The 25,401-nt window shown below is 62.6% G+C and carries 25 protein-coding genes; 11 read left to right on the top strand and 14 right to left on the bottom strand.

Annotated features, from left to right (window positions below):
• Nucleotides 1-16: 16 nt before the first annotated feature.
• Genes NKJ80_RS17595 through NKJ80_RS17585 form a run of 3 tightly spaced genes read left to right on the top strand, consistent with a single transcriptional unit; the run spans nt 17 to nt 3,735 of the window.
• Nucleotides 17-1,369, top strand: coding sequence for an aminotransferase class III-fold pyridoxal phosphate-dependent enzyme (locus NKJ80_RS17595; RefSeq protein ID WP_352498024.1), 1,353 nt, complete (start codon nt 17-19; stop codon nt 1,367-1,369).
• A gap of 30 nt (nt 1,370-1,399) precedes the next feature.
• Complete coding sequence (locus NKJ80_RS17590; RefSeq protein WP_352498023.1) at nt 1,400-2,707, top strand: aminotransferase class III-fold pyridoxal phosphate-dependent enzyme; 1,308 nt, start codon at nt 1,400-1,402, stop codon at nt 2,705-2,707.
• The gene (locus NKJ80_RS17585) at nt 2,704-3,735 is read left to right on the top strand and encodes a phosphotransferase enzyme family protein (protein ID WP_352498022.1); all 1,032 of its coding nucleotides are present in this window, start codon (nt 2,704-2,706) and stop codon (nt 3,733-3,735) included. Before NKJ80_RS17590 ends, NKJ80_RS17585 begins: the two co-directional genes overlap by 4 nt.
• 17 nt (nt 3,736-3,752) lie before the next feature.
• Here the strand turns inward: NKJ80_RS17585 and hpaH are convergent, their stop codons facing one another.
• The 5 genes from hpaH to NKJ80_RS17560 are packed head-to-tail and all read right to left on the bottom strand — an operon-like array spanning nt 3,753 to nt 8,371.
• Nucleotides 3,753-4,559: a 2-oxo-hept-4-ene-1,7-dioate hydratase gene (gene hpaH, locus NKJ80_RS17580; protein WP_502902206.1), complete on the bottom strand. Its 807-nt coding sequence runs from the start codon at nt 4,557-4,559 to the stop codon at nt 3,753-3,755.
• The gene (locus tag NKJ80_RS17575; RefSeq protein ID WP_352498021.1) at nt 4,556-5,431 is read right to left on the bottom strand and encodes a fumarylacetoacetate hydrolase family protein; all 876 of its coding nucleotides are present in this window, start codon (nt 5,429-5,431) and stop codon (nt 4,556-4,558) included. Before NKJ80_RS17575 ends, hpaH begins: the two co-directional genes overlap by 4 nt.
• Nucleotides 5,432-5,460: 29 nt before the next feature.
• Nucleotides 5,461-6,441, bottom strand: a complete 981-nt coding sequence (gene hpaD, locus NKJ80_RS17570; RefSeq protein ID WP_023682712.1) for a 3,4-dihydroxyphenylacetate 2,3-dioxygenase — start codon at nt 6,439-6,441, stop codon at nt 5,461-5,463.
• 14 nt (nt 6,442-6,455) lie between these two features.
• Nucleotides 6,456-7,973, bottom strand: a complete 1,518-nt coding sequence (hpaE, locus tag NKJ80_RS17565; protein ID WP_352498020.1) for a 5-carboxymethyl-2-hydroxymuconate semialdehyde dehydrogenase — start codon at nt 7,971-7,973, stop codon at nt 6,456-6,458.
• An 11-nt stretch (nt 7,974-7,984) separates the two neighbouring features.
• Nucleotides 7,985-8,371, bottom strand: a complete 387-nt coding sequence (locus NKJ80_RS17560; RefSeq protein WP_023667827.1) for a 5-carboxymethyl-2-hydroxymuconate Delta-isomerase — start codon at nt 8,369-8,371, stop codon at nt 7,985-7,987.
• A gap of 201 nt (nt 8,372-8,572) precedes the next feature.
• Between NKJ80_RS17560 and hpaR the strand changes: the two genes are divergently transcribed.
• Nucleotides 8,573-8,968 (top strand): homoprotocatechuate degradation operon regulator HpaR, encoded by a 396-nt coding sequence (hpaR, locus tag NKJ80_RS17555; protein ID WP_023714916.1) that lies wholly within the window; start codon nt 8,573-8,575, stop codon nt 8,966-8,968.
• Nucleotides 8,969-8,978: 10 nt separating this feature from the next.
• Here hpaR and NKJ80_RS17550 read toward each other — a convergent pair whose 3' ends face one another.
• Nucleotides 8,979-9,488 carry a flavin reductase gene (locus NKJ80_RS17550; protein ID WP_023692271.1) on the bottom strand — a complete coding sequence of 170 codons (510 nt, stop codon included), beginning with the start codon at nt 9,486-9,488 and terminating at the stop codon, nt 8,979-8,981.
• 6 nt (nt 9,489-9,494) lie between these two features.
• Nucleotides 9,495-11,039, bottom strand: coding sequence for a 4-hydroxyphenylacetate 3-hydroxylase N-terminal domain-containing protein (locus tag NKJ80_RS17545; RefSeq protein ID WP_023825931.1), 1,545 nt, complete (start codon nt 11,037-11,039; stop codon nt 9,495-9,497).
• 92 nt (nt 11,040-11,131) lie between these two features.
• Here NKJ80_RS17545 and NKJ80_RS17540 point away from each other — a divergent pair, with 92 nt between their 5' ends.
• The 3 genes from NKJ80_RS17540 to NKJ80_RS17530 all read left to right on the top strand — a co-directional run bounded on the left by NKJ80_RS17540 (nt 11,132) and on the right by NKJ80_RS17530 (nt 13,269).
• Nucleotides 11,132-12,001: a helix-turn-helix domain-containing protein gene (locus tag NKJ80_RS17540; protein WP_023699850.1), complete on the top strand. Its 870-nt coding sequence runs from the start codon at nt 11,132-11,134 to the stop codon at nt 11,999-12,001.
• 268 nt (nt 12,002-12,269) lie between these two features.
• Nucleotides 12,270-13,016 (top strand): IclR family transcriptional regulator, encoded by a 747-nt coding sequence (locus NKJ80_RS17535; RefSeq protein WP_023667822.1) that lies wholly within the window; start codon nt 12,270-12,272, stop codon nt 13,014-13,016.
• Between the two features lie 22 nt (nt 13,017-13,038).
• Nucleotides 13,039-13,269, top strand: a complete 231-nt coding sequence (locus NKJ80_RS17530; RefSeq protein WP_023708113.1) for a helix-turn-helix domain-containing protein — start codon at nt 13,039-13,041, stop codon at nt 13,267-13,269.
• Between the two features lie 86 nt (nt 13,270-13,355).
• Here NKJ80_RS17530 and NKJ80_RS17525 read toward each other — a convergent pair whose 3' ends face one another.
• Nucleotides 13,356-14,081, bottom strand: a complete 726-nt coding sequence (locus tag NKJ80_RS17525) for an SDR family oxidoreductase (RefSeq protein ID WP_023682721.1) — start codon at nt 14,079-14,081, stop codon at nt 13,356-13,358.
• A gap of 147 nt (nt 14,082-14,228) precedes the next feature.
• On the opposite strand from NKJ80_RS17525, the gene NKJ80_RS17520 reads away from it, so the two are divergent.
• The gene (locus NKJ80_RS17520; protein ID WP_023667819.1) at nt 14,229-15,125 is read left to right on the top strand and encodes an AraC family transcriptional regulator; all 897 of its coding nucleotides are present in this window, start codon (nt 14,229-14,231) and stop codon (nt 15,123-15,125) included.
• Nucleotides 15,126-15,195: 70 nt separating this feature from the next.
• On the opposite strand, the gene NKJ80_RS17515 is transcribed toward NKJ80_RS17520, so the two are convergent.
• Entirely contained in the window at nt 15,196-16,215 is a 1,020-nt protein-coding gene (locus NKJ80_RS17515) for an NAD-dependent epimerase (RefSeq protein WP_023695199.1), read from the bottom strand.
• A 31-nt stretch (nt 16,216-16,246) separates the two neighbouring features.
• Nucleotides 16,247-17,527 carry a nucleotide sugar dehydrogenase gene (locus tag NKJ80_RS17510; protein WP_023823578.1) on the bottom strand — a complete coding sequence of 427 codons (1,281 nt, stop codon included), beginning with the start codon at nt 17,525-17,527 and terminating at the stop codon, nt 16,247-16,249.
• Nucleotides 17,528-17,615: 88 nt separating this feature from the next.
• Between NKJ80_RS17510 and NKJ80_RS17505 the strand changes: the two genes are divergently transcribed.
• From NKJ80_RS17505 to NKJ80_RS17495, 3 genes are all read left to right on the top strand, one after another.
• On the top strand, nt 17,616-17,813 hold the full coding sequence (locus NKJ80_RS17505; RefSeq protein WP_352498019.1) for a hypothetical protein: 198 nt from the start codon (nt 17,616-17,618) through the stop codon (nt 17,811-17,813).
• Nucleotides 17,814-17,992: 179 nt separating this feature from the next.
• Nucleotides 17,993-18,970 (top strand): UDP-glucuronic acid decarboxylase family protein, encoded by a 978-nt coding sequence (locus NKJ80_RS17500; protein ID WP_023667815.1) that lies wholly within the window; start codon nt 17,993-17,995, stop codon nt 18,968-18,970.
• Nucleotides 18,971-19,194: 224 nt separating this feature from the next.
• Nucleotides 19,195-21,156, top strand: coding sequence for a 3-hydroxyacyl-CoA dehydrogenase NAD-binding domain-containing protein (locus NKJ80_RS17495; protein ID WP_352498018.1), 1,962 nt, complete (start codon nt 19,195-19,197; stop codon nt 21,154-21,156).
• Nucleotides 21,157-21,164: 8 nt separating this feature from the next.
• On the opposite strand, the gene NKJ80_RS17490 is transcribed toward NKJ80_RS17495, so the two are convergent.
• The 4 genes from NKJ80_RS17490 to NKJ80_RS17475 form a co-directional block, all read right to left on the bottom strand.
• Entirely contained in the window at nt 21,165-22,436 is a 1,272-nt protein-coding gene (locus tag NKJ80_RS17490; RefSeq protein WP_023748007.1) for a cysteine desulfurase-like protein, read from the bottom strand.
• 45 nt (nt 22,437-22,481) lie between these two features.
• Entirely contained in the window at nt 22,482-23,156 is a 675-nt protein-coding gene (locus tag NKJ80_RS17485) for an amino acid ABC transporter permease (RefSeq protein ID WP_023667812.1), read from the bottom strand.
• A gap of 150 nt (nt 23,157-23,306) precedes the next feature.
• Complete coding sequence (locus tag NKJ80_RS17480; RefSeq protein ID WP_023682726.1) at nt 23,307-24,104, bottom strand: ABC transporter substrate-binding protein; 798 nt, start codon at nt 24,102-24,104, stop codon at nt 23,307-23,309.
• A 76-nt stretch (nt 24,105-24,180) separates the two neighbouring features.
• Nucleotides 24,181-25,380 (bottom strand): pyridoxal phosphate-dependent aminotransferase, encoded by a 1,200-nt coding sequence (locus NKJ80_RS17475; protein WP_023745664.1) that lies wholly within the window; start codon nt 25,378-25,380, stop codon nt 24,181-24,183.
• Nucleotides 25,381-25,401 lie beyond the last annotated feature (21 nt).

The raw sequence follows: 25,401 nt of genomic DNA, 5'->3' as shown, positions 1-25,401 counted from the left end.
TTTGCGGAGCCTTGCGATGCGCGACATCAATTTCCTCACCGAGAAAAACGCCAAGCCGATCTGGCATCCGATGGCACACCCGGCCGAGATGCGGGCCAACCCGCCAAAGGTGATCATGAAAGGCGAAGGCGTGATGGTCACCGACATCGACGGCAACACCGTGCTCGATGCGGTTGGCGGCCTGTGGAACGTCAATCTCGGCTACTCCTGCGACCCCATCAAGAAGGCCATCGCCGACCAGCTCAGCGCCCTGCCCTACTATTCCGGGTTTCGCGGAACCTCGACCGGCCCGTCGATCGAGCTCGCTTACGAACTCATCGAATGGTTCGAACCGGAAGGCATGGTGCGGACCTTCTTCACCTCGGGCGGCTCGGATTCGGTCGAAACCGCACTGCGGCTCGCCCGCCAATACTGGAAGATTCGCGGCCAGGGCGACCGGACAAAATTCCTCGCGCTGAAGAAGGGCTATCACGGCACCCATTTCGGCGGCGCGTCGGTCAACGGCAACGCCAATTTCCGCCGCAACTATGAGCCGCTTATGCCCGGCGTCTTCCACATTCCCGCACCCTGGACCTTCCGCAATCCGTTCGATGAGACCGATCCGGCGCGGCTGGCCAAACTGTGCGCCAAAGCGCTGGAGGACGAGATCGCCTTCCAGGGCGGCGACACCATTGCCGCCTTCATCATGGAGCCGGTTCTCGGCGCTGGCGGCGTCATCGTTCCGCATGACAGCTTCATGCCGCTGGTCCGCGAGATATGCGACCGCCACGAAATCCTGCTGATCGCCGACGAGGTGGTCACGGGCTTCGGTCGCACCGGCGCCTGGTCGGGTTCGCGGCTATCCGGCGTGAAGCCGGATTTCATGACCATCGCCAAGGCGATCACCTCGGGCTATTTCCCGCTCGGCGCCACCTTGATCGGCGCCAAGGTCGCCGACGTCTTCGAGGCCGACAAGACCAGCTTCGGGGCGATCGGTCATGGCTATACCTATTCCGGCCATCCTGTCGGCTGCGCGGCAGGGCTGGCTGCACTTGCCGAGACCAAGCGGCTTCGCCTGGACGAGAACGCAGCCGCGCGCGGCATCGAGCTCGCGGCGACGCTGAAGGGGCTAAAATCCAAGCACGCGATCGTCGGCGACATCAGGTACAAGGGCCTGATGGCTGCGCTAGAGCTGGTCTCCGATCGCACGACGAAAAAGCCGGTGGACAAGAAGACCATGGCCGTGGTTTCGGAAGCCACTTATGACGCCGGCGTCATGCTGCGCGTGTCCGGCAACAACATCATCCTGTCGCCGCCGCTGATCATCAGCGCCGCCGACGTGGCAAAGATCGGCAAGGCCATCGATGCAGGTCTGTCGAGGGCCCGATAGACCCGCTGACGCAATGGAGTTTGGTACGCAATGACCCAATCTGAGAAGAACCCGAGCGAGGAAGCGCTCGTCAAGCGGCGTGCCCGCCTGCTCGGCGCGAAATCGCAATTGTTCTACGACGAGCCCGTGCACCTGGTGCGCGGCGAAGGCGTCTGGCTCTACGATGCCGACGGCCGCAAGTATCTCGATGCCTACAACAACGTCGCCCATGTCGGCCATTGCCACCCGCATGTGGTCGAGGCCTTGTGCCGTCAGGCAAGCCTGCTCAACACCCACACACGCTATCTGCACACCGCAATTCTCGACTATGTCGAGCGGCTGACGGCTACCTTCGATGCAAGCCTCGCCACCGCAATCCTGACCTGTACCGGCAGCGAGGCCAACGACATAGCGCTGCGCATGGCGCAGGCCGCCTCCGGCAATGTGGGCATCATCGCCACCGACGCCACCTATCATGGCAACACGGCGGCGGTTTCGCAGCTCAGCACGCGCATGCCTCCGATCCGCGGCCGCGCCCCCCATGTCAGGCTGGTGCCGGCCCCCGACAGCTATCGCCATCCCGATGCGATGGCCAATGGCAAGGCCTTTGGCGACGCCGTGCGTCAAGCGATCGCTTCGCTGGCACAGGACGGCATTGGCCTGTCTGGCATCATCTTGTGTCCGCTGCTCGCCAATGAAGGTTTCCCGGCTCTGCCCACCGGATTTTTCGACGACGCCTTGGCGGCCGTGCGCGAAGCCGGTGGTCTGGTCATCGCCGACGAAGTGCAGCCCGGCTTCGGCCGCACCGGCAGCCATTTCTGGGGCCATCAGCGCGCCGGCTTCGTCCCCGACATCGTCACCATGGGCAAGCCGATGGGCAATGGCCATCCGATCGCGGCCGTGGTCACCACCAAGGAGATACTGGCGACCTTCCGCGACGCTTTCCGCTACTTCAACACCTTTGGCGGCAACCCGGTCTCCTGCGCGGTCGCCAATGCCGTCCTCGACGTCATCGAACAGGAAAACCTTGTCGCCAACGCGCAAGACGTCGGCGCCTATGCGCTTGGCCTGCTGCGCCCGCTGGCCGATCGGCATGAGTGCATCGGCGAGGTCAGGGGGGCCGGACTGTTCTTCGGCGCCGAGCTGGTCCACGACCGCGACACGCGCGAGCCGGCGCCCGACATTGCCGAGCAGGTCGCCAACCGCATGCGCCATCGCGGCGTGCTGATGGGCAAGACCGGCATCCACGGCAATGTGCTCAAGATCCGCCCGCCCATGCCGTTCTCGCGCGACAATGCCGATTTCCTGATCGGCCTGCTGGACGAGGTGCTGGGCGAAGTCGGCGGAGTGCCGGCGTGAATTCTGTTTCCACCCAATCCGAGCCCGAAACGGCAGCCGATGTCACGGAGCTCGCCAGGCGTGCGCTCGAGCATTGGGGCGTCCGCAACTCTGAGCCGGAACTTCTGAAGCACCGCGAGAACGCCGTCTTCCGCGTGCGGCTGCCGGATGGCCAGCCGGCAGCCATGCGCATCCACCGGCTCGGCTACCACACGGACGCCGCGCTGCGTTCGGAACTGCAATGGATGGGCTTCCTGCAATCCGCCGGCGTCGCCACGCCGTCTTGCGTCGCAACACAGGCCGGCGATCCGTTCGTGCTTGTCAGCACGGCCACCTCGGCGCAGCCCCGGCAGGCCGATTGCCTGAGCTGGCTGGAGGGCCGCGCCGTGGGCGCACGCGGCGTGCCACTGGCCTACACGGCCGACCAGTCGATCCAGATCTTCACGGCGATCGGGCGGACCATCGCCCATATGCACAATGTCACTGCCTCGTGGACGCCGCCCGCGGGCTTCGCCCGCCATGCCTGGGACTTCGACGGCTTCTTCGGTGCGAACCCGGTCTGGGGCCGGTTCGAGACCTCGCCCTTTCTCGATGGTCCTCGCCGCGCGCTGGTCTTGCAGGCGCGCGACAAGGTAGTGAAGGCGCTGTCGGAACATGAGCGCAGCGCGCGCAATTTCGGCATCATCCACGCCGATCTGGTGCGCGAAAATGTGCTCATCCATGACAGCGCGGTGCGCATCATCGATTTCGACGATTGCGGCCATGGCTGGCACATTTACGACCTTGCCGTCGCCCTCTACCAGAACCGCGAGGAGGCGATCTACCCGCTGATCGAAACCGCTTTGCTTGACGGCTACCAGCAAGAGCGTGCGCTGATCCCGCAGGACATCGCCGCATTGCCTCTATTCGCCGCCTTGCGTGCCTTCGCCTTTCTTGGCTGGGTGCAAAGCCGCGTCGAAGGCGACATCACCAGGGATGTCGGCTTGCGGATGTCGACCATCGCAGCCGATGTGGTGATTGACTACCTGCGCGGCGAACAGCCCAACTGACGAGCCGATGAGAGCCGTCAGCTCTTGGCGAAATGGATGCTGACCGTTCCCGAGCTGCCGAAGTCGGCGACGATCGTATCGCCGGGCCGCGCCTCGACCGGGCGCACGAACGATCCGGACAGCACCACCTCGCCGGCCGCGATGGACATGCCGTAGCGGGCGAGCCTGTCCGCCAGCCAGGCAATGCCCATCGCGGGATGGTTGAGCACGCCGGCGCCAAGCCCGGTCTCCTCGACCTCCGCATTGCGCGAGACGATGGCGCCGATCCAGCGCATATCGGCTTCATCGGGTCGTTGCGGCCGGCCGCCGATGACAATGCCGGCATTGGCGGCGTTGTCGGAAATCGTATCGAAGAAAGTGCGCGCCTTCTTTGTCTCGGCATTGACGCGTTCGATGCGCGTGTCGAGGATTTCGAGCGCCGGCGTGATATAATCGGTGGCGTTGAGTACGTCGAAGATGGTCACGCCTGGGCCCCTCAGCGGGGCCTTCATGACGAAGGCTATCTCGGCCTCGACGCGCGGCTGGATGAAGCGGCCGACGGGTATCGTCGCGCCGTCGTTGAAGAACATGTCGTCGAACAGCACGCCCGAATCCGGCGTGTCGATTGCGAGCGCATATTGCATCGCCTTCGATGTCAGGCCGATCTTCCAGCCCTTCGGGGTCAGCCCGGCATCGGTCTTGCGGTTCACCAGCGCTGCCTGGACGCGATAGGCATCCTCCATCGTCGCCTCGGGAAAGTCGAGGCTGAGCAGACTGATCTGGCGGCGCGAACGCTCGGCTTCGAACAGCCTTGCCGCGGCATCTTCAACTTGCTCGGGGGTCACGATGCTGCCTCGTCGACGACGCCGTTGCGGAGCACGCCGATGCCGTCGGCTTCGACTTCGATCACGTCGCCCGGCTTCAGCCAGATCGGCGGGTCGAAGCGGGCGCCGGCGCCGGTCGGTGTACCGGTGACGATGATATCGCCTGGCACCAGCGTGGTGAAGGTGGAGACATAGGCGATGATCTTGCGGAACGAGAAGATCATCCGGCTGGTGCGGTCCTGCTGGCGCAATTCGCCATTGACGCGGGTGGTCAGCGCGATGTCGGCAATCTGCGCCTCGTCGGTGAAGGGCACCAGCCACGGACCGAGCGAGCCGGTGCGGTCGAAATTCTTGCCCTGCGTGACGTTGAACTTGGCGTGCCGTACCCAATCGCGAATGGTGCCTTCGTTGCACAGGGATAGTGCCGCGATATGGTCAAGCGCATCCCTCTCGGCGATGCGTCGTCCACCCTTGCCGATGACGATGACGATCTCGCCCTCATAGTCCAGCTGGGGCGATTCCGGCGGCCGCACCAGCGGCGCGTCGTGGCCGACGAAGGAGCGGGGGAAGCGGATGAACAGCGACGGGTTGGAAGGCGCGGCCTGGCCGTCCTTGTACTCTTCGTTGCGGTCCGGGTAGTTGACGCCGACGCAGATGATCTTTTCCGGCGACGGCAGAGGGATTTCATAAGCGATGGCGCCGACTGGAAAATCGACGGCGTAGGCTTCGGCCTCTTCCGCCAGCCGCCGTAGCACGCCGGCCTCGATCACTTCGCGCAGCGTCGGCCACTGGCTGTGCCGCGCCGACAGGTCGACGGCGCCCTTATCTGTGACCACGCCATAGCGCGTCTTGCCGCCGACGGTGAAGGTGGCGAGCCGCCCAGGTGCAGTCATCCCGGTCTCCGTCAGGTTCGCGTCTGTGGTCACGGTGCGATGATCGGCGACGCCGTCAAATCCGGTTGGCGTGCGGCCGCGCCGGCAAAGGTGCTGCCCTCCTCGAACCAGCTTTTCGGCGCCGGCGCGCCCCATAGCGTCTGGCGCTGCGGGTCCTTGAGGTCCCATTTGATCGGCTCCAGATCCGGATCGACCGTCTGGTAGTCCGAGCAATAGATCTCGATGCGGTGATTGTCCGGGTCGCGGACATAAAGGAAGAAGGCGTTGGAAATGCCATGCCGGCCTGGGCCGCGCTCGATGTTTGCGAGGTAACCGGTCGTCGCCATCAGATCGAGCAGGTCGATGATGTTGAGCGGTGTCGGCACCCAGAAGGCGACGTGATGCAGGCGCGGACCCACACCGTTGGTGAAGGCGATGTCGTGGACACCGCCCTTGCGGTGCGTCCAGGCCGCCCACAGCTTTCCGCTACTGGCATCCTCGGTGTATTCCGTGACGCGGAAGCCAAGCTCGTTGTAGAAGGCGACGGACTCGTCGACATTGGGCGAGAAGCAGTTGAAGTGGTCGATGCGCAGCGGCTTCACGCCCTTGTAGAGCGCATATTTCTGATGAATCGGCGGCAGCCTTTCCATTTGGGCAAAGAACTCGAGCGGAATGCCGTGCGGGTCGCGGGTGCGGAAGGTGCGCGACTGGTACGGTCGCTCGACCCACTCGACCGGCAGGCCTTTTGCCTTGAAGAAATGCTCGGCCTTGTCGAGATCCTCATCCGAAAAAACCTTGAAGCCGAGATCGCGGGCTTCGGCGCTGCCGGCCTTCTTCAGCACGATGCAGTGGTGTCCGCGCTCTTCCAGGGCCCTTAGATAGATGGCGTCCGATGTCTCGTCGGTAACCTGCAGGCCAAGCGTGTCGACATAGAAGGCGCGGGATTTCGCAAGGTCGGTGACCGCCAGTTCGACATGGCTGAGGCGCACGATGTTGAAGGCGGGATAGAGGTTTGGTTTGGGCAGTGGCATGCGATGTCCTCCGGTCAGCCGCCGAGCTTCTGGATCGTGTGCGCTGAAGTGGCGAAGGCGATGTTCTTCGTCTCCATGTAGAAATCGAAGGAATGGTCGCCGCCGTCGCGGCCGATGCCGGAATTCTTGACGCCGCCGAACGGCGTCGGCAAATGCCGCACATTCTCCGAATTGACCCAGATCATGCCGGCGTCCAGCGCATCGGTGAAGCGGAAGGCGCGGGTAACATCCGACGTCCAGAGATAGCCGGTCAGGCCGTATAGGGTGTCGTTGGCCAGCGCCAGCGCTTCGGCCTCGTCCTTGAAGGAAATGGCGGTCAGCACCGGCCCGAAAATCTCTTCCTGGGCAATGCGCATCCTGTTGGTGGCGCCGGTAAACAGCGTCGGGCTGACATAGCAGCCACCGCCCGGACCGGCGAACTTGCCGCCGCCGGCGGCTACCACCGCGCCTTCCGATTTGCCGATCTCGATATAGGAAAGCACCTTTTCCTCGTGCACCGGATGGATCAGCGGACCAACCACCGTTTTGGGATCGAGCGGATGGCCAACCTTGATGCGCTTTGCCTTCTCCGCAACCAGATCCGTGAATGTGTCGTAGACCGAGGCTTCGACCAGAAGCCGCGACGATGAGGTGCAGCGTTCGCCGTTGAGCGAGTAGATCATGAACACGGCCGCATCCGCCGCACGTTCGAGATCGGCGTCGGCGAAGACGATCACCGGGTTCTTCCCGCCCAGTTCGAAATGCACGCGCTTCAGCGTATCGGCGCCTTGTTTCATGATCATCGAGCCGGTGCGGCTCTCACCGACAAAACCGATCGCCTTGATGTCAGGGTGCTCGGTCAGCGCCTTGCCGGCGTGCTCGCCGAGGCCGTTGACCAGGTTCCACACGCCTTTCGGCAGGCCGGCCTCCTCGGCGATCTCGACCAGCAGGCGAGCGGTCAGCGGCGAAAATTCGGCCGGCTTGTGGACGACGGTGCAGCCTGCCGCCAGCGCCGGCGCGATCTTCCATGTCGACAGCATGAACGGCGTGTTCCACGGCGTGATGATGCCGACCGGGCCGATCGGCACGCGCGTGGTGATGTTGACCTGGCCTGTCGTGCGCAGCGTCTCGCCGTCGCGCGCTTCCGGCGCGCGGTCGGCGAAGAAGCGGAAATTCTCGGCGCCGCGCAGCGCGGCCTTGGCCATGAATTTCAGCGCCTGGCCGGTGTCCATGCACTCGACGAAGGCGATCTCCTCGGCGCGCGCTTCGATCGCATCGGCTATCTTGTGCAGCAGCTTCTTGCGCCCGTCGCCCGGCATGGCGGCCCAGGCCGGGAACGCCGCCTTTGCCGCCTTGGCGGCGCGGTCGATATCGGCGGCACTGCCACGCGCGACCTTGGCCAGCGGCTTGAGATCGACCGGCGACATGCTCTCGAAGGTCGAGCCATCCACCGCCGGCACCGCTTCGCCGCCGATCTGGTTCAGCACGCCGTCGCGCTTGAAACGGGCCAGATAGGCCTCGGCCTTTTTCAGATTGCCTTCGAGGTCGGACATATCAGCTTCCGTCACTTGCCGCGCAGTCGCGGATGGATTGCGTTTTTCTTCCAGCTCAGTACCGGGTCGATCTCCCTGATCTCCAGGGAAAGAGCGAAATGCGGGGTATCGAACAGGGGGCCAAGGTATTCGCTCACCGCGGCGAAGACCGCCTCCCCGGTTCGTTTCTTGTCCTCGGCGCTGCGCCCGGTTCCAATGCGAAACGACATGTCGAGGAAAGCGTTTTCCGGCAGGCTGTCGGCGATGGCATAGGCTTCCGCACGGAAGGCCCGCACCCGCACCGCGCCGGTTTCAAACAGCCCGGTGCCGAGCACGGTGCGCAACACCAGCGCGCACAATTCGCTCATGTCGACCTTGGCATCGAGGTTGGCCGAATACTCGATGGAAAAGTGAGGCACCGCGTCTCGCCTCCCGGATTGTTGCGCTGCTGTAGTTAACGCGTTAATTACATGCAGCATCACTGAAGTCAAGCCTTGCATCCAAGTTGAGGCGACGATACGGGATGGAAAGGTCAGGTTTTGGCGTGCGGTCCCGCCGACCGCCCGCATCATTGGGGACGCTGCTTCTTGCTGCCTGAAAACACCCGTCGTTCTCTGCCGATGGCGCTGCTCCATGCCCGCGAAGTGGTGATGGCGCGGTTTCGCCCTATGCTGGCGGCGCATGACGTGACCGAACAGCAATGGCGTGTGCTGCGCGTTCTGAGCGAGGCCGGCCCTGTCGAGGCGACGGAACTTGCCGATCGCGCTTCGGTGCTGCCGCCCAGCCTGACACGCATCATCAAGACGCTCGAGGGCCGAAAATTCATCACCCGCAACAGGGCGGAAGGCGATGGCCGCCGTGTCGTGCTGACGATCGCCCCGGCGGGCTCCGCCCTTATCGATGCCTTGTCGCCGGAACGCCTCGTCATCTACCGCGACATCGAACAGCGCTTCGGACATGAGAGGCTCGAGCAATTGCTCGATCTGCTGGAGAGCCTGATCGCCGGCGAGAACTGACTGCTCCCGCTCAGCCGCCAAAACTGCCAAGCCGCGTCGGCTGCGTGTAATTGCGGTCGACATAAAGCAGCGCCGAGCCGCCGCTGCCGTGCCTGACGTCGATAACCCGGCCGATCATGACATTATGCGTGCCGACTATGTGCACATCCTCGATCTCGCAATCGAAATTGACGATCGCATCGGACAGCGCCGGCGTGCCTGAGGCCAGCGTTTGCCAGCGCGCCGCCGAATAGCGTGCCTCCATGTCCCTGGTCGCGCCGGCGAACTTGCCGGCCAGGTGCATATGGTCATGCGTCAGCACGTTGACGCAGAAGCGCCGGTTGGCGAGGAACATGGCGGCCTGCGTCGAGCGGCCGTTCATGCACACCAGCAGTGTCGGCGGTTCGTCCGACACACTGCACATGGCGGTGGCGGTGAAGCCGCCGCGCCCGGCCGGACCATCTGTCGTGACGATGTTGACCGGCGCGCAGACCCTTGCCATGGCGTCGCGGAAATCGGCCTTCGAAATCTGCGTGGCCATCTGACATCACCCGGCCGTAGAAGCGAGCGGATTGAGCCAGGTATCTCCCGTCCAGCCGTTCTCGTCATAGTCGGCCATGCAGGTGTCGACCAGTTCTTCCATGGCCTTCAGCCGGCCGCCGCGTTCGGCGCCCTTCAGCACCTGCAGCCGCACCTCTTCCGGCGCACCGGCATAGTTGAGTTCGTAGAGCGCGTGGCGGCCGCCGAACTCGGTGCCGGTCGCGTCCCACAACAGTTTCATGATCTTGATGCGCTCGACATGGCCCATGTCGTTGGAACCGCGCACATATTGCGCGAGGTATTTGTCGATCTCGGGATTGTTGAAGTCGCGCACCGATGACGGCAGGTAGATCAAGCCGGAGGCGATCACCCGGCGCACCGTGTCGATGACGCGCGGGTAGGCTTCCGACATGAAAGTCCGGTAGGCAAGGGCTGCTTCCAGGTTGGGCAGGACAGCGCCATTCGCCCAGGGGATCGGATTATAAGCCATGGCGTTGGAAAAGCTCCAGAACATGTGCCTGAGCGCGATGACCTCGCCCAGCGCCGCCTGGTTGCCTCGGAAGGCATCTCCGCCGGTGGCGCGCAGCGCCTTTGCCAGCAGGCCGGCGAGGAAGTCGAGCTTGACGGCAAAGCGTGTGCAGCCCTGGAAGCAATAGCCATGCATGAAGCCCGAAGCCGGATGGAAGGACAGGATTTTCTGCGCCTCGCGCAGCACCAGCACGTCCTCCCAGGGGATGAAGACATTGTCGAGCACCAGGATGGCATCGTTCTCGTCGAAGCGCGACGACAACGGATAGTCGAACGGAGCCGCCGCCGTGTTGGCCGTCTGCTCATAGGAGACGCGGCAGAACATCTTTACCCCCGGCGCATTCATCGGCACGATGAACATGACCGACAGCGACGGATCTTCGGTGACCGTCGCCGAACTCTGCGCCAGGAAATTGTAGTGGGTCAGCGCCGAGGACGTCGCCACCACCTTGGCGCCGGAGACATAGATGCCGGCGTCGGTCTCCTTGGTGATGTGGACGAAGACATCCTTCACCTGTTCGGCCGGCTTGTGGCGGTCGATCGGCGGGTTGACGATGGCGTGGTTCATGAACAGCACGGCTTCCTGCGCACGCTTGTGCCAGGCGAGCGCATTGTCCTTGAACGGGCCGTACCAGTCGGCATTGGCGCCGAGCGTGTTCATCAGTGCCGCCTTGTAATCGGGCGTGCGGCCCATCCAGCCATAGGACATGCGTGACCACTCGGCGATCGCGGTCTGCTGGGCCGCGAGTTCGCCGGAGGATTTGGCGACGCGGAAATATTTGTGGGTGTAGCCGCCCGAAGCGGTATCGGTAGGCGAGGTCAGCGTGCCCTGCCGCTTGGGATCGTGCAGCGCATCATAGAGGCGCGCCAGCGACCGCGCCGAATTGCGCATCGCCGGATGGGTGGTGACATCGGCAATGCGCTCGCCGTTGATGTAGACCTCGCGGCCGTCGCGCAAGCTCTCCAGATACTCGGCCCCGGTGAACGGGCGCCCATTGTCGGCACGAAAGTCTTCCGATCGCATGATGTTCCTCCACTTATGGCATCAACTCTAGCGCTCCTGGCAAGGATCGGTTAGGACGTAACGGCAAAACCGATTGGACTTTTTCCGGCGCAATGAGCCTCAATTCCATTCCTGATTTCTTTGTCTATGGCGAGCCGGTGCGGCCGCTCGATGTCGGCTTCCTGCATGTCGAGACGGTGCTTGCGCGCAGCAACATTCATCTCGGCCAGGTTGCCGCGCACAAGCATCCGCAAATGGGCCAGATCACCTACTGGACCAGCGGCTCCGGCACCTACCGCATCGAAGACCAATCCTGGGACTTTTCGGCACCGGCCGTCAGCTTCGTGCCGAGCACCATCGTGCATGGCTTCTCGATCGGGCCCGGCACCGACGCCATCGTCGTTTCGGTCGCCGATGATGCGCTTGCGGCAATAGCCGCTCACAGCCTGCTGCCATTGGACCGGCCGGTCTTTGCCGATAGCCTTCCTCAGCACGTCGCGTGGAAAAGGCTGGCGGCGGTGCTGGAGATGATCGCCGCCGAATATGCCGAGGCGCAGGCCGGCAGTGACAAGACCCTGCCGGCGCTGATCGCCGTCGCGCTCTCGCACATCGCGCGCCTTGGTCCCGAGGTGAAGGATGCCACCGGTTCTTCCGATGCTGCATTGGCGCGCGGCTTGCGCCGTCTGGTCGATGCGCATTTCCGCGACAACTGGCCCGTCGACCGCTACGTCGGGGCGCTGGCCACGACACCGCATCTTCTCGACAAGGCCGCCCATACGGTGCTTGGCAGCGGCGTCAAGCGGCTCATGGGCGAGCGACGGTTGCTGGAGGCCAAGCGGTTGCTGCTGTTCACCGTGCGCACCGTCGAGGACATCGCCTACGAAATCGGCTTCGAAGATCCGGCCTATTTCTCACGCTTCTTCCGGGAGCGGGTTGGCCAGGCGCCCGCCGCCTGGCGCCGCGCGCAGCTGGGGCAGAGTTGAAGCTTCCGCGCCGGCCAGGATCAGGCGTTTGGGCCGACACGCCGGCCAGGCGCAGCGCCGCCGAGTTGATCCACCTGTTGATAGGTGTTGCCGCGCAGCATCACCCCGCGCACGGCGCGGCGCATCGAGATTGATGTCGCCGCGAAACTTGCTGGTGTTTTTTGTCGCTTCCAAACGGTTCGTTATTTGAACCACCATTTTATGTGCTATGAGCGGACTGCAAGGTGGATTGGCTTCCGTCCCATGCGAAGTATCTTGAGGACGCACGATGAGCACAGTCGGCAAAGCGATATCGCTGTTGGAACAGTTCACGCTCGGCGAACCGGAGATCGGCCTGTCCGAGCTCGCCCGCAAAACCGGCCTCGACAAGGCGACGGCGCGGCGCCTGCTGATGGCGCTGGCCGACCACCGCCTGATCGAACAAGAGCCGGCAAGCCGCCGCTACCGGCTCGGCGCCGGCCTGTCGCGGCTGGCCCGGTTTCGCGACGCGCATTTTCCCTTCGTGCGCGTGGCAGCACCTGTGGTTCGCGAGCTGGCGCTGGAAACCGGCGAAACGGTGCATCTGTCGGAATTCAGCGCCGGCGCACTGCTGACGGTCCATGTCGAGCTGTCGGCAAAGGCCAACCGGGTCAATGTCGATGTCGGCCAGGTGCTGCCCTTGCACGGCACCGCCTCCGGCATCGCCTTTCTCGCCGCTTCGCCTCGGGAAGCGGCCGAGGCCTATGTCGACAAGCCGTTGCCGACCTTCACGCCACACACGGTGACGCAGCCCGAAAGGCTGATGAAGGCGATCCGGCTTGCCGCCAAGCGCGGCTATTCCTCGAGCTCCCAAGGCTATGAAGAAGGCGTGCACAGCATAGCCGCGGCAATCCTCGGCTCCGATGGGCGTCCTCTCGGTGCGCTCGCGGTGGCCTCGCCTGTGTCTCGCGCCGATGACAGCATGGCAGCCAGCCAGGGCGAAGCGGTGATCCAGGCGGCGCGGCTGATTTCAGCGCGCCTGGCCGGCGAAGCCTGACATCTCTACCGTCGCAGGGGAGATGATTAGCGGGTTAAGTTCCCAGCGGCGCACCGGCCTTGCCGCGAGACCGGAACGCTTCGTCTGGGACAGGCGGCTGGAGCGCAGCAAGGAAGAATTGTTGTCGCCCGCCCGCGCGTCGCCCACGATCTCGGAAATCGCCTTTGCCTGCGGGTTCAATTCGAGTGCGCATTTTTCGCGCGCGTTCGAGAGCCGGTACGATGTGGCCCGCGGGAGTTGCGCCAGAGGCTGAGGGCGGTGGTGCATTAAGGGGTGGGCCGTTTGCCGGATCTTGGAGAGCGCCGTAGCTCGCCGAAAGCCGGCATCCGGCAGCAAGTTCTACATATTGGCGGCGGTTGGCCGCACGATCACTTCGTTGACGTCGACGCCATCGGGTTGATCAAGCGCAAAACGGATCGCCCGTGCAATGGCGTCCGGTGTGAGCGACTTCTGCCGCCATTCTTTCAGAGCCGTGGCGACCTGAGGATCGCTGATATCGTCGCCCAGTTCGGTTGCGGTCACTCCGGGGGAGATGATCGTGGCGCGGATGTCGTCATGCTCCTGCCGCAGCCCCTCCGTGATTGCCCAGACGGCATATTTCGTGCCGCAATAGACCGCCGCGGTGGGCAGCACGATATGCGCGCCGACCGAGGCGACATTGACGATATGCCCATTCTTCTGGGCGACGAAGCGCGGCAGCACCGCGGCGATCCCGTTCAGCACGCCGCCGATGTTGACATTGATCATGCGAGACCACTCATCGCGCTTCAGCGCGGCAAGCGGCGACAGCGGCATGACGCCGGCATTGTTGACCAGCACATCGATCTGCCCGAATTCGGCATGAGCGGCATCGGCAAAGGCGTCGAAATTCGCCGCGTCAGTCACGTCGAGTTCGCGCCACGCGACGCCTTTGCCTATTTCTGCGGCCAGCGCCTTGAGCCGCTCGGTGCGGCGGGCCCCGATGAACAGTCTGGCGCCGGCACCGGCAAGTTCCCGAACCGTCGCTTCGCCGATGCCGCTGGAGGCGCCGGTGATGAGTACAACCTTGTCTTTAAGTCCCGTCATGATCGTTCCTTTTTCGCTGCGGTGACGGGGAGATAGATGGCGCGAACCGGCAAAGGCCGGTAGCGTGATCGTCCAAAGAGTTTGCACGATCCTCCAAATGAACTCGAAATGCCTTGCAACATTTCGCGCCATGAAGATTTATGCGGCATGGAGAAAATCAATGAACTCGCCGAGCTGATCACCCGCTTTGCGCCGAAATCTGGCATGGCCGGCACTGCGGTGCCGCGGCTGTCGCTCATTCGCGCCAACCAGCCCAGTGCACCCGTGCCTGCGGTCTACGAGGCGTCGCTTTGCATAATCGCCCAAGGATCGAAGCGCGTCTCGCTGGCCGACCAGAGCGTGGTCTATGACGCATCGAGCTACCTGCTCGTCTCGGTCGACCTGCCGCTGGTCGGGCATGTGTTGGAGGCGAGCCCGGCGGCGCCCTACCTCTGTTGCAAGATAGATTTTGATTCCACCGCGCTGGCCGAACTGCTTGTGAAAGAAGGACGTGCATCCCCCAGCAGGGATCTGCCGGTGTTAGCTGCCTATCCAAGTGACCCCGACCTGATTGATGCCGCCTGTCGGCTTGTCAGGCTGCTCGATCGCCCCGAGAGCGTCACCGTGCTGGCGCCGCTGATCGAACGCGAAATCCTTTACCGGCTCCTCACCGGACCGCACGGTGACACGCTTCGCCAGATGGCGTCGGTGGACAGCCACCTGAACCAGGTCAGCCGCGCCATCGCCACGATCCGCAATCATTTCCAGGCACAACTGCGCATCGAAGAGATTGCGGCGGCATCAGGCATGAGCGCGTCGTCCCTTCATGCCCATTTCAAGGCGATTACGCGCATGACCCCGCTCGAATACCAGAAGCAGCTGCGCCTGCAGGAGGCGCGAAGGATTATGCTTGCCGGCGGCGCAAACGCAGGCACGGCCGGGTTCGCGGTGGGCTATGACAGCCCTTCGCAGTTCAGCCGAGAATATCGTCGCCTGTTCGGTGCGCCGCCCCGGAAAGATATTGACCGCCTTCAGGCAACACCCAGTTCGGCTGCGGCTTATTGAGTTTTCCGAGCGGCATGCGCCAGCCATGGCTGGTCAGGAGCCAGCCGCCTCCAGGTGGCGAAGCGTCCGATCATGCTCGGTAGAACTCCCGGTACCATTCGACAAAGCGCGGAACCCCTATTTCGATCGGGATTTTGGGCTTGAAGCCGGTCGCCTCCTCGAGCGAGCTGACATTGGCGAAAGTTGCCGGAACGTCGCCTGGCTGAAGTGGCCTGAGGTTGCGGTTTGCCTTGCGTCCCAGCGCGTCTTCGAGCACCTCGATCAATCGGTTCAGTTGAACGGGCGAATTGCCGCCGATGTTGTGAATCCTGAACGGGGCGTTGCTGGTCGCTGGGTCTGGCGCGACACTTTTCCACTCAGGATTGGGTGTCGCGGGTTGCTGCATGACGCGGATAATACCTTCGACAATGTCGTCGATATAGGTGAAATCCCGCTGCATGTTGCCATAATTGAAGACCTCGATCGGCTCGCCGGCGAGGATAGCCTTGGCGAAGATGAACAGCGCCATGTCCGGCCGCCCCCACGGACCATAGACGGTGAAAAAACGCAGCCCGGTGGTCGGCAGTCCAAACAGATGGCTGTATGTGTGCGCCATCAGCTCGTTCGCCTTCTTGCTTGCGGCGTAAAGGCTGAGCGGATGGTCCGCCGGATCGTGCACGGAAAACGGCATGCGGGTGCTGCCGCCATAAATCGAACTCGACGATGCATACACCAGATGGCCGACGGAGGCCTGCCGGCATCCTTCCAGGATGTTGACAAAGCCGCTGAGGTTGCTTTCCACATAGGCGTGCGGATTGCTGATCGAATAGCGTACGCCGGCTTGCGCCGCGAGATTGACGACAACCTCCGGCGCGGCCGAAAGGAAGAGCTCCGAAATACGGTCCCGCTCCGTGAGATCGGCATGCTCGAAACAAAAATTCGAAAACGCTTTCAGCCGCTCGAGACGAGCCTGCTTCAGGCTGACGTCATAATACTCGTTCATGGAGTCGAGGCCGATAACCTGGCGTCCTTCGGCAAGCAGCCTCAGGCAAAGATGAAACCCTATGAACCCGGCTGCGCCGGTGATCAGTATCGGCCTGCTTGATGTCACTGCATATCCTAGCGTTAATTTCAGGCGAGCTTTACAAGCTCCAGTATTTTATGTTGTCGGGAACTTCATTGGGCTTGATGGCCGACTTGACATCGAACAGTGTCCCCCCCGGCCTGATCATTTGAAAAAGACGCACTCTTTCGTTGGTGAGATATTGCCTGTGAGGCACCGCCAGAACAAGCGCCTGCAAATCGTTTATCTCATCGAGCGGCAGGATTGTTTCGCCGTGATCACGCCGAGCGGTTTCGACATCGGCAAGGGGATCATGGACTTTGGGGACAATTCCGAACTGCCTTAGTTCCTTGACCATGTCGAAAACGCGGCTGTTGCGCAAATCCGGCACGTCCTCCTTGAATGTCAGCCCGAGAATGCCGACAGAAGCCCCTTTGACGGGCGTGTCAGAACCAATCAGCCGTTTGACAACCTGCTGGGCGACGAAGGCCCCCATGCCGTCATTGATGCGACGTCCGGCGAGGATGATCTGCGGATGGTAACCTTCGGCCTCGGCCTTGGCGGTCAAATAATATGGATCGACGCTGATGCAGTGGCCGCCGACGAACCCCGGTTTGAAGGGAAGGAAGTTCCATTTCGTCGACGCAGCATCAAGAACATCCTGCGTCCGGATATCGAGCCGCTCGAAGATCATTGCCAGTTCGTTCATCAGCGCGATGTTCAGATCGCGCTGGGTGTTCTCGATAACCTTCGCTGCCTCGGCCACCTTGATCGACGGGGCGCGGTAGACGCCGGCATCGATGATACGGCCATAAACGTTCGCGACGCGCTCCAGCGTCTCGTTATTCTCGCCGGAGACGACTTTGACGATCTTTTGCAGCGAGTGTTCCCGATCGCCGGGGTTGGCGCGTTCGGGCGAATAGCCGAGGGCAAAGTCGCGGGGATGTCGCAGGCCGGAAACCTGCTCGATGATCGGCCCACAGAAATCTTCGGTCACACCTGGATAGACTGTCGACTCAAAAACGACGACGGCGCCTTTGCTCACCGCCTCGCCGACGAGTTCGGACGCCAGTTTCAAAGAAGCTAGATCGGGAGCGCGATTTGCGTCGATAGGGGTTGGCACGGCAACGATGAAGAAAGTAGCGCCTTTCAACATCTCCCGGTCGGTGGTCAGCCCTATCGAGGTCTCCTTGAGCGCCGTTGCATCAACTTCTCCCGTACGATCGACGCCGCCACGCAATTCCCCGATCCGACGCTCGCTGATGTCAAAAGCTATGGTGCCGGGGAAAACCTTCCCGAAGGCGATGGCTACCGGCAGGCCGACATAACCCAGGCCGATAACTGCAATGCGTTCGGACATCCGTGGGGTTCCTCGAGCCACCTGTTGAGCCGACGTGCTTGTATGGCAGCCTGTTGGCCAATTCAACGATGCTCTATCGCGAAGAGGAATGTCTCATGAAAAATGGTCGTTGCCATGTTTCATGTTGCCATCCGCCGATGCCATCGATGTTGTGGATAAAATCCAGCAGGACCGGGTTTCGAGCCACTCTCTGCTGCGGATTGGGGTGAACCGTCAGGTTCTGCCGGCCACCTACGCAGCGGCGGCCCTGACGACAGGGCTGATATTCTCTGCTGCCAATCCATAGGCCACTATCGGCCTCAATCGTGCCTTCTGATCAAACCAAATGCCCGGATCGGAATTCGCATCGGCACCGAGCGGATCTGCGAAATTTCAGTTTGGTCCTTGTGCATTGGCTGCGGACACGTCGTATCCTGCGTGTGGCGACCGATATCTGGTCGATCAGCATTTGCCTGGGAGCAGAAATTGGCCAGACTCTATGACAGCCGCAGACGCATTCTCGTTACCGGGGGCGCAGGGTTTATCGGCTCGCATCTTATTGACCGCCTGTTGGAACGAGGCGACGAAATCTTGTGTGTCGACAACCTTTTCACCGGATCAAAGCGCAATATCGACCATTTGGCCAAGCATCCCCGCTTCGAATTCATGCGCCATGACGTGACCTTTCCGCTCTACGTCGAAGTCGATGAGATTTACAACCTGGCGTGTCCGGCCTCGCCTGTTCACTACCAGTACGACCCGGTTCAGACGATCAAGACCGCCGTGCACGGCGCCATCAATGTTCTTGGACTGGCAAAGCGGCTGAAATGCAAAGTCTTTCAGGCCTCCACCAGTGAGGTCTATGGTGACGCGTCTGTGCATCCGCAGCCCGAGAGTTACTGGGGCAATGTAAACCCGATCGGGCCGCGCTCATGCTACGATGAAGGCAAACGCTGCGCCGAAACGCTGTTCTTCGACTATCACCGACAACATGGCTTGTGGGTCAAGGTCGCGCGGATTTTCAATACGTTCGGGCCGCGCATGCACCCGGCAGACGGCAGGGTTGTCTCAAATTTCATCGTGCAGGCGCTTCGTGGTGAACCGATAACCATTTTCGGCGACGGCTCACAGACAAGGTCGTTTTGCTACGTCGACGACCTGGTGAGCGGCATGCTGCGCCTCATGGATACGGGGCCGGAGGTGACCGGTCCAGTAAACATCGGCAATCCAAGGGAAGTAACGATCAGGCGCTTGGCCGAACTGACGACGCAGATGACCGGATCAGGTTCGGATATAATTTACCGCGATCTTCCGCAAGACGATCCGCGGCACCGCCAGCCCGATATCACCCTTGCCAAAAGGCTTGTCGGCTGGGAGCCGACGGTGACTTTGGAAGCCGGGCTGCAACAGACGATCGACTATTTCAAAGCCCTGCTGCCGAAGGTTTCCACAAACTCGCCTTGACCCGGCACCGCAGTGCAACCGTCAAGTCTGACCGATCACCGTCGTGGTAGCGACGCCTTTTGCAGTCGACTCCGGTAGGCTTGAAGTTTTTCGAATTCTAATTATTTTAAGCTTGAAATTATTTTGAAGATCCATGGCGCTTCATCCGTCCGAGCCGGGACACCGGCATTTGGCGGAGAGCAGAAGGAGGAGGAAGATTTGCCGTCGTTCCGGGATAAAACTCCATGAACACAGCACGATTTTCCGAGAGTGTCACAGGCAAGATCGTCGATGGCGTTCTCGTCGTCACAATCGAAAATCCGCCGGTCAACGCGCTGTCCTTCCATGTCAGGGCCGGACTGATGGCTGCGCTTGGGCGTGCGGCGTCGGATGAAGTGTCTGCCGTGGTGCTGACCGCCATTGGGCGCACCTTCATCGGTGGCGCCGATATCAAGGAATTCGGCAAGCCCGCTATCGAGCCCACACTGCCTGAAGTGATCGAAGCGATCGAGAGCTTCGCGAAACCGGTCGTCGCGACAGTTGGCGGCGCGGCGCTCGGCGGCGGCTGCGAGATTGCGCTGGCCTGCCACTACCGGGTGGCCAGCAAGGCGGCCAGCTTCGGCCTGCCCGAGGTCAAGCTCGGGTTAGTGCCTGGGGCCGGCGGAACCCAACGCCTGCCCCGCCTCATCGGCACGGTCGCCGCAATTGACCTGATCGGCACGGGTCGGCCCGCAAATGCCGACGAAGCGCTCGCTCTCGGTCTGATCGATACCATTGCCGACGATCTTCCCGAAGGCGCGCTCGATGTCGCCCGCCGTCTCGTTGGCCAACCGTTGCGGCGCACGGGTGCGCTTTCCGTCCCACGCTCGCAACCCGAAGCCGAAGCGGCAGCCGCAAGAAAGGTGCTTTCCCGCAGCCGTGGACAGATCGCGCCTGCAGAAGCCGTGAGATTGGTCCAGGCTGCGTCCATGGCCAAACTTGAGGACGGTCTTGCGGACGAACGCGCGACCTTCCTGCGCCTCCGGGATTCTCGCGAAGCGGCAGCGTTGCGCCACGTCTTCTTTGCCGAGAGGCAAGCCAGCAAAGTCGACAAGCTGGAGGGTGTCACGCCTCGCAAGGTCGAGACCGTCGGTATCGTCGGAACCGGCCTGATGGGTGCAGGCATCGCGGTCTCGGCCTTGAATGCCGGCTATCGCGTAATCGGCATCGAGCAGAACGACGACGCCGCGGCAAAAGGATACGAGCGTATCGCCGGGCTTCTCGACAAGTCGGTCCAATCCGGCCGTCTCACCGATCATGCGCGCAGGGAGGCGCTGAGCCGGTTTGAAGCGGCCAGCGACGCCGGCAGGCTGGTGCAGGCCGATCTGGTCATCGAGGCAGTGTTCGACGATCTCGCGGTAAAAACCGAACTCTTCCGGAAGCTCGAACGTATCGTCCGCCCCGACGCCATCCTTGCGACCAACACCAGCTACCTCAACCCCGACGAGATCGCCTCTGCAACCGCCCGGCCCGAACGGATCGTCGGCCTGCATTTTTTCTCCCCGGCCAACGTCATGCGGTTCACCGAAGTGGTGGATTGCGCGGCGACGGCGCCCGATGTGCTCGCCTCGGCGATCGCCTTCGTCAGGAAGCTCGGCAAGCTGCCTGTCGTGTGCGGCGTTACCGAGGGTTTCATCGGCAACCGCATCTATTCCGCCTACCGCCGCGAGGCGGAGTTCATGGTGGAGGATGGCGCAGCACCCGATGAGGTGGATGCCGCGCTGGAGGCCTGGGGCTTCCCGATGGGGATCTTCGCGGTCAACGATATGGCTGGGCTGGAGATAGCCTGGGCGCGGCGCAAGCGACAGGCGGCGATGCGCGATCCGCAAGCACGTTATGTCGAAATCGCCGACCGGCTGTGCGAGGCCGGCCGCTTCGGCCGCAAGACCGGGCGCGGCTGGTACGATTATTCGGACGGCGAACGCAGGAGCGACCCGCAAGTAACGGCGCTGATCGAGGCCGTGCGAGCGGCCAACGGCATCGTGCCGCGCCGCTTTTCGTCCGATGAGATCGTCACGCGCTTACTGGCGGCAATGGCCGAAGAGGGCAAGGCACTGCTGGCCGAAGGCATCGCGGCGCGTGCCTCCGACATCGATCTGGTGATGATCAACGGCTATGGCTTCCCGGCCCACAAGGGCGGGCCGATGTTCCACGCCGGAGACATCTGACGATCGAGCTAAGACAGCTTGGCGATGACGGCGCGCAGGGCTTCGCCGAAACGCCTGACCTCGTCGACCGTGTTGTAATGAACCAGCGAGGCGCGGATGGCGCCGCTGTCCATCGACAGGTTGAGACGCTTCATCAGCCGGGGCGCATACATATGGCCGTCGCGGATGCCGATCTGCATGTCAGCCATTTCCTCGACGATCCGCTGCGGCGACAGCTTGCCGATGTTGAAGCAGAATGTCGGCACGCGTTCGTTGATGCGGGCTTCCTCGGCGACGCCGTAGATCGTGGCATTGCATCCCTTGAGCACGGCGAGCATCTCACGCGCCAGGAGCACTTCGTAATCGCGGATGGCGCCCATGCCGGCAACGATGTTGTCGCGCCGCGAGCGGTTGTTGGAGGGCGCCAGATTGCGGCCGATCAGTTCCAGGTACTGCACTGCGGCATCCATGCCTGAGACGTTCTCGTAGATGAAGGTGCCTGCCTCGACCTTGTAAGGCGGCTCGTCGGGGATGAAATCCTCGCGGAAGGTCGGCAGCCGCTTCAGCGTTTCGAAGCGGCCCCACAGAAAGCCCATATGCGGCGAGAAATTCTTGTAGCCGGAGCAGACGAGATAATCACAGTCCCAGGCCCGCACGTCGATCAGCCCGTGCGGTCCGTAATGCACGCAGTCAAGGAACACTTCGGCGCCGGCCGCATGCGCGATCGCGGCCACCGAAGCGACGTCGACGATCGAGCCGATCGAATGCGCGGTCACCGTGCAGGCGACGAGACGGGTGCGATCGGAAACCAGCGGCTTGAGGTCGTCGACATGCAGGTTGCCGTCCTCGCGCATGCGCCACCATTTGAACTTGGCTCCGGCGGGCTCCAGCGCCAGCCACGTGGCGATGTTGGCGTCGTGGTCCATATCGGTGATGACGATCTCGTCGCGCTCTGTGTCCTTGGCCAGCATCTGGCCGATGCCGAGGCTGACCAGGCGAATGAACGAGGTGGCGTTCATGCCGAAGCAGATTTCCGACGGACTGTAGGCGTTGATCAGCAAGGCCACGCTCGTTCGAGCATCCGCAACCGATTGGTCGACCGTGACCGAGCGCCCATAGCGACCACCACGCTGCACATTGTGCGAGACCAGGTGATTGGTCACCGCGTCGAGCACGCTCTGCGGGATCTGCGCGCCGGCGGCGTTGTCCATGAAGATGAAATCACCGGCGCGCTGCAAGGCCGGAAACATGGCGCGGATGGTGTCGACCGGAAAGCCGCCGGCGGCTTGGGAATTGCTCAACTGTATCTCCTGCGAATGGCTTGGGAAGCGGGACGGTTGATGAGGTCAGCGCGTCTTCTCGGTCTTGAAGCGGTCTTCGAGCAGGCTGACGAGGCGGACCATCGGCCAGAGGAAGATGAGATAGACCAAAGCGGCGCCGATCAGCGGCGAGGGATTGGCATAGAGCGACTGCGCGTTGGTCGCTTCCTTCAACAGTTCAGGCAGCGCAACGGTGGAAGCGAGCGACGTGTCCTTGAACATCGAGACGCAATTGCTGGTCATCGGCGGGATGACGACGCGGATCGCCTGCGGCAGCACCACCTTGCGCAAGGTCAAAAGGAAAGGCAGGCCGAGCGCCTGTGCTGCCTCGAATTGGCCTTTCGGAATGCTCTCAATGCCGGAGCGGAACACTTCTGCTGAATAGGCCGACATGATGATGGCGAACGCCGTCACGGCGGAGGCCCAGGACGACAGACGGATGCCGAGGAAGGGCAGCGCATAATAGATCAGGATCAGCACCACCAGCACCGGCAGGGCGCGGAAGATGTCGGTGTAGCCGACCGCCAGCCAGCGCAGCGGCTTCGGCGCATAGAGCCGCAACAGGCTGATCCCCAGGCCGATGGGAATGCCGATGCCGATACTCAAAATGCCGAGCAGCAGCGTGTTCAGGAAGCCACGCAACAGCGCCGGCAGGCTGGACATTATCACGTCAGGATTGAAGAAGGTGTCGATCAGCGACATGGGAGCGTTCCCGAACCCCAGAGCAAAGGATGCTCAAGTTAAAACCAATCGACCTTGCCTCCGATGAGGCTATCCGTGTGGCAGCAGGCGCCGGAGCGTAAAATGAATCGTGCCGGCCTGGGAGCCGGCACGATTTAAGTGCATTGCCGGTCAGGCCTTGGGCAGCGGCATTTCCTTGACCGTCGAGGAATCGGCTGGCGCGTCGCTGCCGAACCACTTCTTGTGGATCGCGGCCAGCGTTCCGTCCTTCTTCATCGCGGTCAGCGCGTCGTTCAGCTTGCCGAGCAGCGGATGGTCCTTGCTCATCATCAGGCCGTACTGTTCGCCGGTCTTGATGCGCTGCTTGACCTTCAGGTCCTTCATCTTGGTGAAGGAGTATTCCATGCCCGGAATATCGCTGACGGCGGCGTCCACGCGGCCCGCGCTGAGGTCGAGCAGAAGATTCTGCTGCGTGTCATAGCCCTTCACGTCGCTGTAGCCGTCAGCCTCCTGATGCGCCTTGACCCAGGTCTCGCCGGTCGAGCCTGAAAGCACGCCGACGATCTTGCCCTTGAGGTCGGCCTCGGTGTTAACAGCGCTATCGGTCTTCGTCGCAATGCCCATGTCGGAGTCATAATAGGGCTGGGTGAAGGACAGCGTTTTCAGTCGCTCCGGCGTGATGGTGATGGAGGAGATCGCGACATCGATGCGGTTGGAACTGACAGCCGCGAACAGCGCCTGGAAGCCGAGGTCGGCAATGTCGGTGGTCATGCCGGCACGCTTGGCCGCTTCGTTGACGATGTCGACTTCAAAGCCCTCGAACGTGCCGCTCTCGTTCTTGTATTCGAAGGGCGGATTGGTCGGGTAGGCGCCGACATTGAGCACATCGGCGGCAAAGGCGGTGGCCGGGCCGGCAGCGATGCCGATCGTGGCGGCGAGAAGAAGCAGGTTGCGACGAGTGAAGCTCATTTTGTGTTCCCTCTGGTTGTGATCGGGCGGGTTTGCTCCCGCACGGTTTGTTGCCGTCCCACCTCCCAGCGGGGCGTCAATTTATGGCGGCGACCATGCGCTCGAGCGCGGTCGCTATCTGGTCGCGTTCACGGCACACGCACATCCGCAGGAAGGCCGCTGCCGAATTTCCAAAGAGGTGGCCGGGAGCCAGCCCGACGCGCGCCGTCTCCAGTATCCTGGCGCAGGCCTGCCGGGCGTCGCTTTCGCCGTCCATGGCAAAGAAGGCATACATGCCTCCGCGCGGTTTCGTCGGCAGGATGATGCCGGGAATCTGGGCCAGCCTGTCATAGGCAAGGTCGAGGCCGGTTTTGATCCGCTGCCTGATCTCCTCGACCAGCGGCTCGCCTTGGCGGATGGCGGCGACAGCGCCTGCCTGGATAGGCGCGGCGGTGCCGCTGTTGATGTACTGCGTCATGGCGCCAAGCTGGTCGGCCACCCCCGACGGATGCGTCAGCCAGCCGATGCGCCAGCCGGTCATCGCCCACGCCTTCGAAAAACTGTTGACCGACAGCACCCGGTCGCCATCCTCGGCGATCTGCAGGATGGAAGGAGCAACATTGCCGTCGAAATAGAGCCGGCCATAGACCTCGTCGGAGATGATCCAGATGCCGGTGCGCCGGCTGAAGTCGAGCAGCGCCTGCATCTCCTCGCGCGACGCGGTCCAGCCGGTCGGGTTGGACGGCGTCGACAGGAAGATCGCGCGTGTGCGCGCATCGCAAGTGGCGAACAGCCGGTCGAGATCGAGATGCCAGTCGCCCTTGAAGTCGAGCGAAAACGGCCTTGGCTCGCCGCCGATCAGATGGATGGCGTTGTGGATGTTGGGCCATTGCGGCGCGACATAGACGACGTTGCTGCCGGTATCGACCAGCAGTTCCAGCGCCAGGTACAGCGCCTGCATGCCGCCGGGCGTGACCGTGGTGCGCGCAATCGGGATCGTCCGGCCGTGAATGCGCGTTTGGTATTCCGACAGCGCCTCGTTCAGTAGGGGGTGCCCACGCATGTTAGGGACGTAGAACGTCTGGCCTTCATCGAAGGCGGCCTTCGCCGCGTCGCGGATGAAAGCGGGCGTCACCATGTCGCCTTCGCCGTACCAGAGCGCGATCACGTCGCCCAGTTCTCGGGCGCGCACGGCAAGGTTGGCAATGTTTTCGGTGTGCAGGTCACGGATCTGGGCACGTACGCCGTCGAAAGCATAACGCGCGCTGGACGATGACTGGGGCAGTATGAACGACAAGGACTGAAACCCCTCCCACCC

The organism is Mesorhizobium sp. M0030 (genome assembly GCF_040323695.1).
In the GTDB taxonomy this organism is placed as follows: domain Bacteria; phylum Pseudomonadota; class Alphaproteobacteria; order Rhizobiales; family Rhizobiaceae; genus Mesorhizobium.
The sequence above is the reverse complement of the archived record's forward strand: the minus strand, read 5'-3'. Positions and strand labels throughout refer to the sequence as shown.

Bases quoted from the DNA above. Each gene is read 5' to 3' on its own strand.
- NKJ80_RS17595 (WP_352498024.1), top strand. From the start codon at position 17: ATGCGCGACATCAATTTCCTCACCGAGAAAAACGCCAAGCCGATCTGG.
- NKJ80_RS17590 (WP_352498023.1), top strand. From the start codon at position 1,400: ATGACCCAATCTGAGAAGAACCCGAGCGAGGAAGCGCTCGTCAAGCGG.
- NKJ80_RS17575 (WP_352498021.1), bottom strand. From the start codon at position 5,431: ATGACTGCACCTGGGCGGCTCGCCACCTTCACCGTCGGCGGCAAGACG.
- hpaD (WP_023682712.1), bottom strand. From the start codon at position 6,441: ATGCCACTGCCCAAACCAAACCTCTATCCCGCCTTCAACATCGTGCGC.
- hpaE (WP_352498020.1), bottom strand. From the start codon at position 7,973: ATGTCCGACCTCGAAGGCAATCTGAAAAAGGCCGAGGCCTATCTGGCC.
- hpaR (WP_023714916.1), top strand. From the start codon at position 8,573: ATGGCGCTGCTCCATGCCCGCGAAGTGGTGATGGCGCGGTTTCGCCCT.
- NKJ80_RS17550 (WP_023692271.1), bottom strand. From the start codon at position 9,488: ATGGCCACGCAGATTTCGAAGGCCGATTTCCGCGACGCCATGGCAAGG.
- NKJ80_RS17545 (WP_023825931.1), bottom strand. From the start codon at position 11,039: ATGCGATCGGAAGACTTTCGTGCCGACAATGGGCGCCCGTTCACCGGG.
- NKJ80_RS17540 (WP_023699850.1), top strand. From the start codon at position 11,132: ATGAGCCTCAATTCCATTCCTGATTTCTTTGTCTATGGCGAGCCGGTG.
- NKJ80_RS17535 (WP_023667822.1), top strand. From the start codon at position 12,270: ATGAGCACAGTCGGCAAAGCGATATCGCTGTTGGAACAGTTCACGCTC.
- NKJ80_RS17530 (WP_023708113.1), top strand. From the start codon at position 13,039: ATGATTAGCGGGTTAAGTTCCCAGCGGCGCACCGGCCTTGCCGCGAGA.
- NKJ80_RS17525 (WP_023682721.1), bottom strand. From the start codon at position 14,081: ATGACGGGACTTAAAGACAAGGTTGTACTCATCACCGGCGCCTCCAGC.
- NKJ80_RS17520 (WP_023667819.1), top strand. From the start codon at position 14,229: ATGGAGAAAATCAATGAACTCGCCGAGCTGATCACCCGCTTTGCGCCG.
- NKJ80_RS17510 (WP_023823578.1), bottom strand. From the start codon at position 17,527: ATGTCCGAACGCATTGCAGTTATCGGCCTGGGTTATGTCGGCCTGCCG.
- NKJ80_RS17505 (WP_352498019.1), top strand. From the start codon at position 17,616: ATGTCTCATGAAAAATGGTCGTTGCCATGTTTCATGTTGCCATCCGCC.
- NKJ80_RS17495 (WP_352498018.1), top strand. From the start codon at position 19,195: ATGAACACAGCACGATTTTCCGAGAGTGTCACAGGCAAGATCGTCGAT.
- NKJ80_RS17485 (WP_023667812.1), bottom strand. From the start codon at position 23,156: ATGTCGCTGATCGACACCTTCTTCAATCCTGACGTGATAATGTCCAGC.
- NKJ80_RS17480 (WP_023682726.1), bottom strand. From the start codon at position 24,104: ATGAGCTTCACTCGTCGCAACCTGCTTCTTCTCGCCGCCACGATCGGC.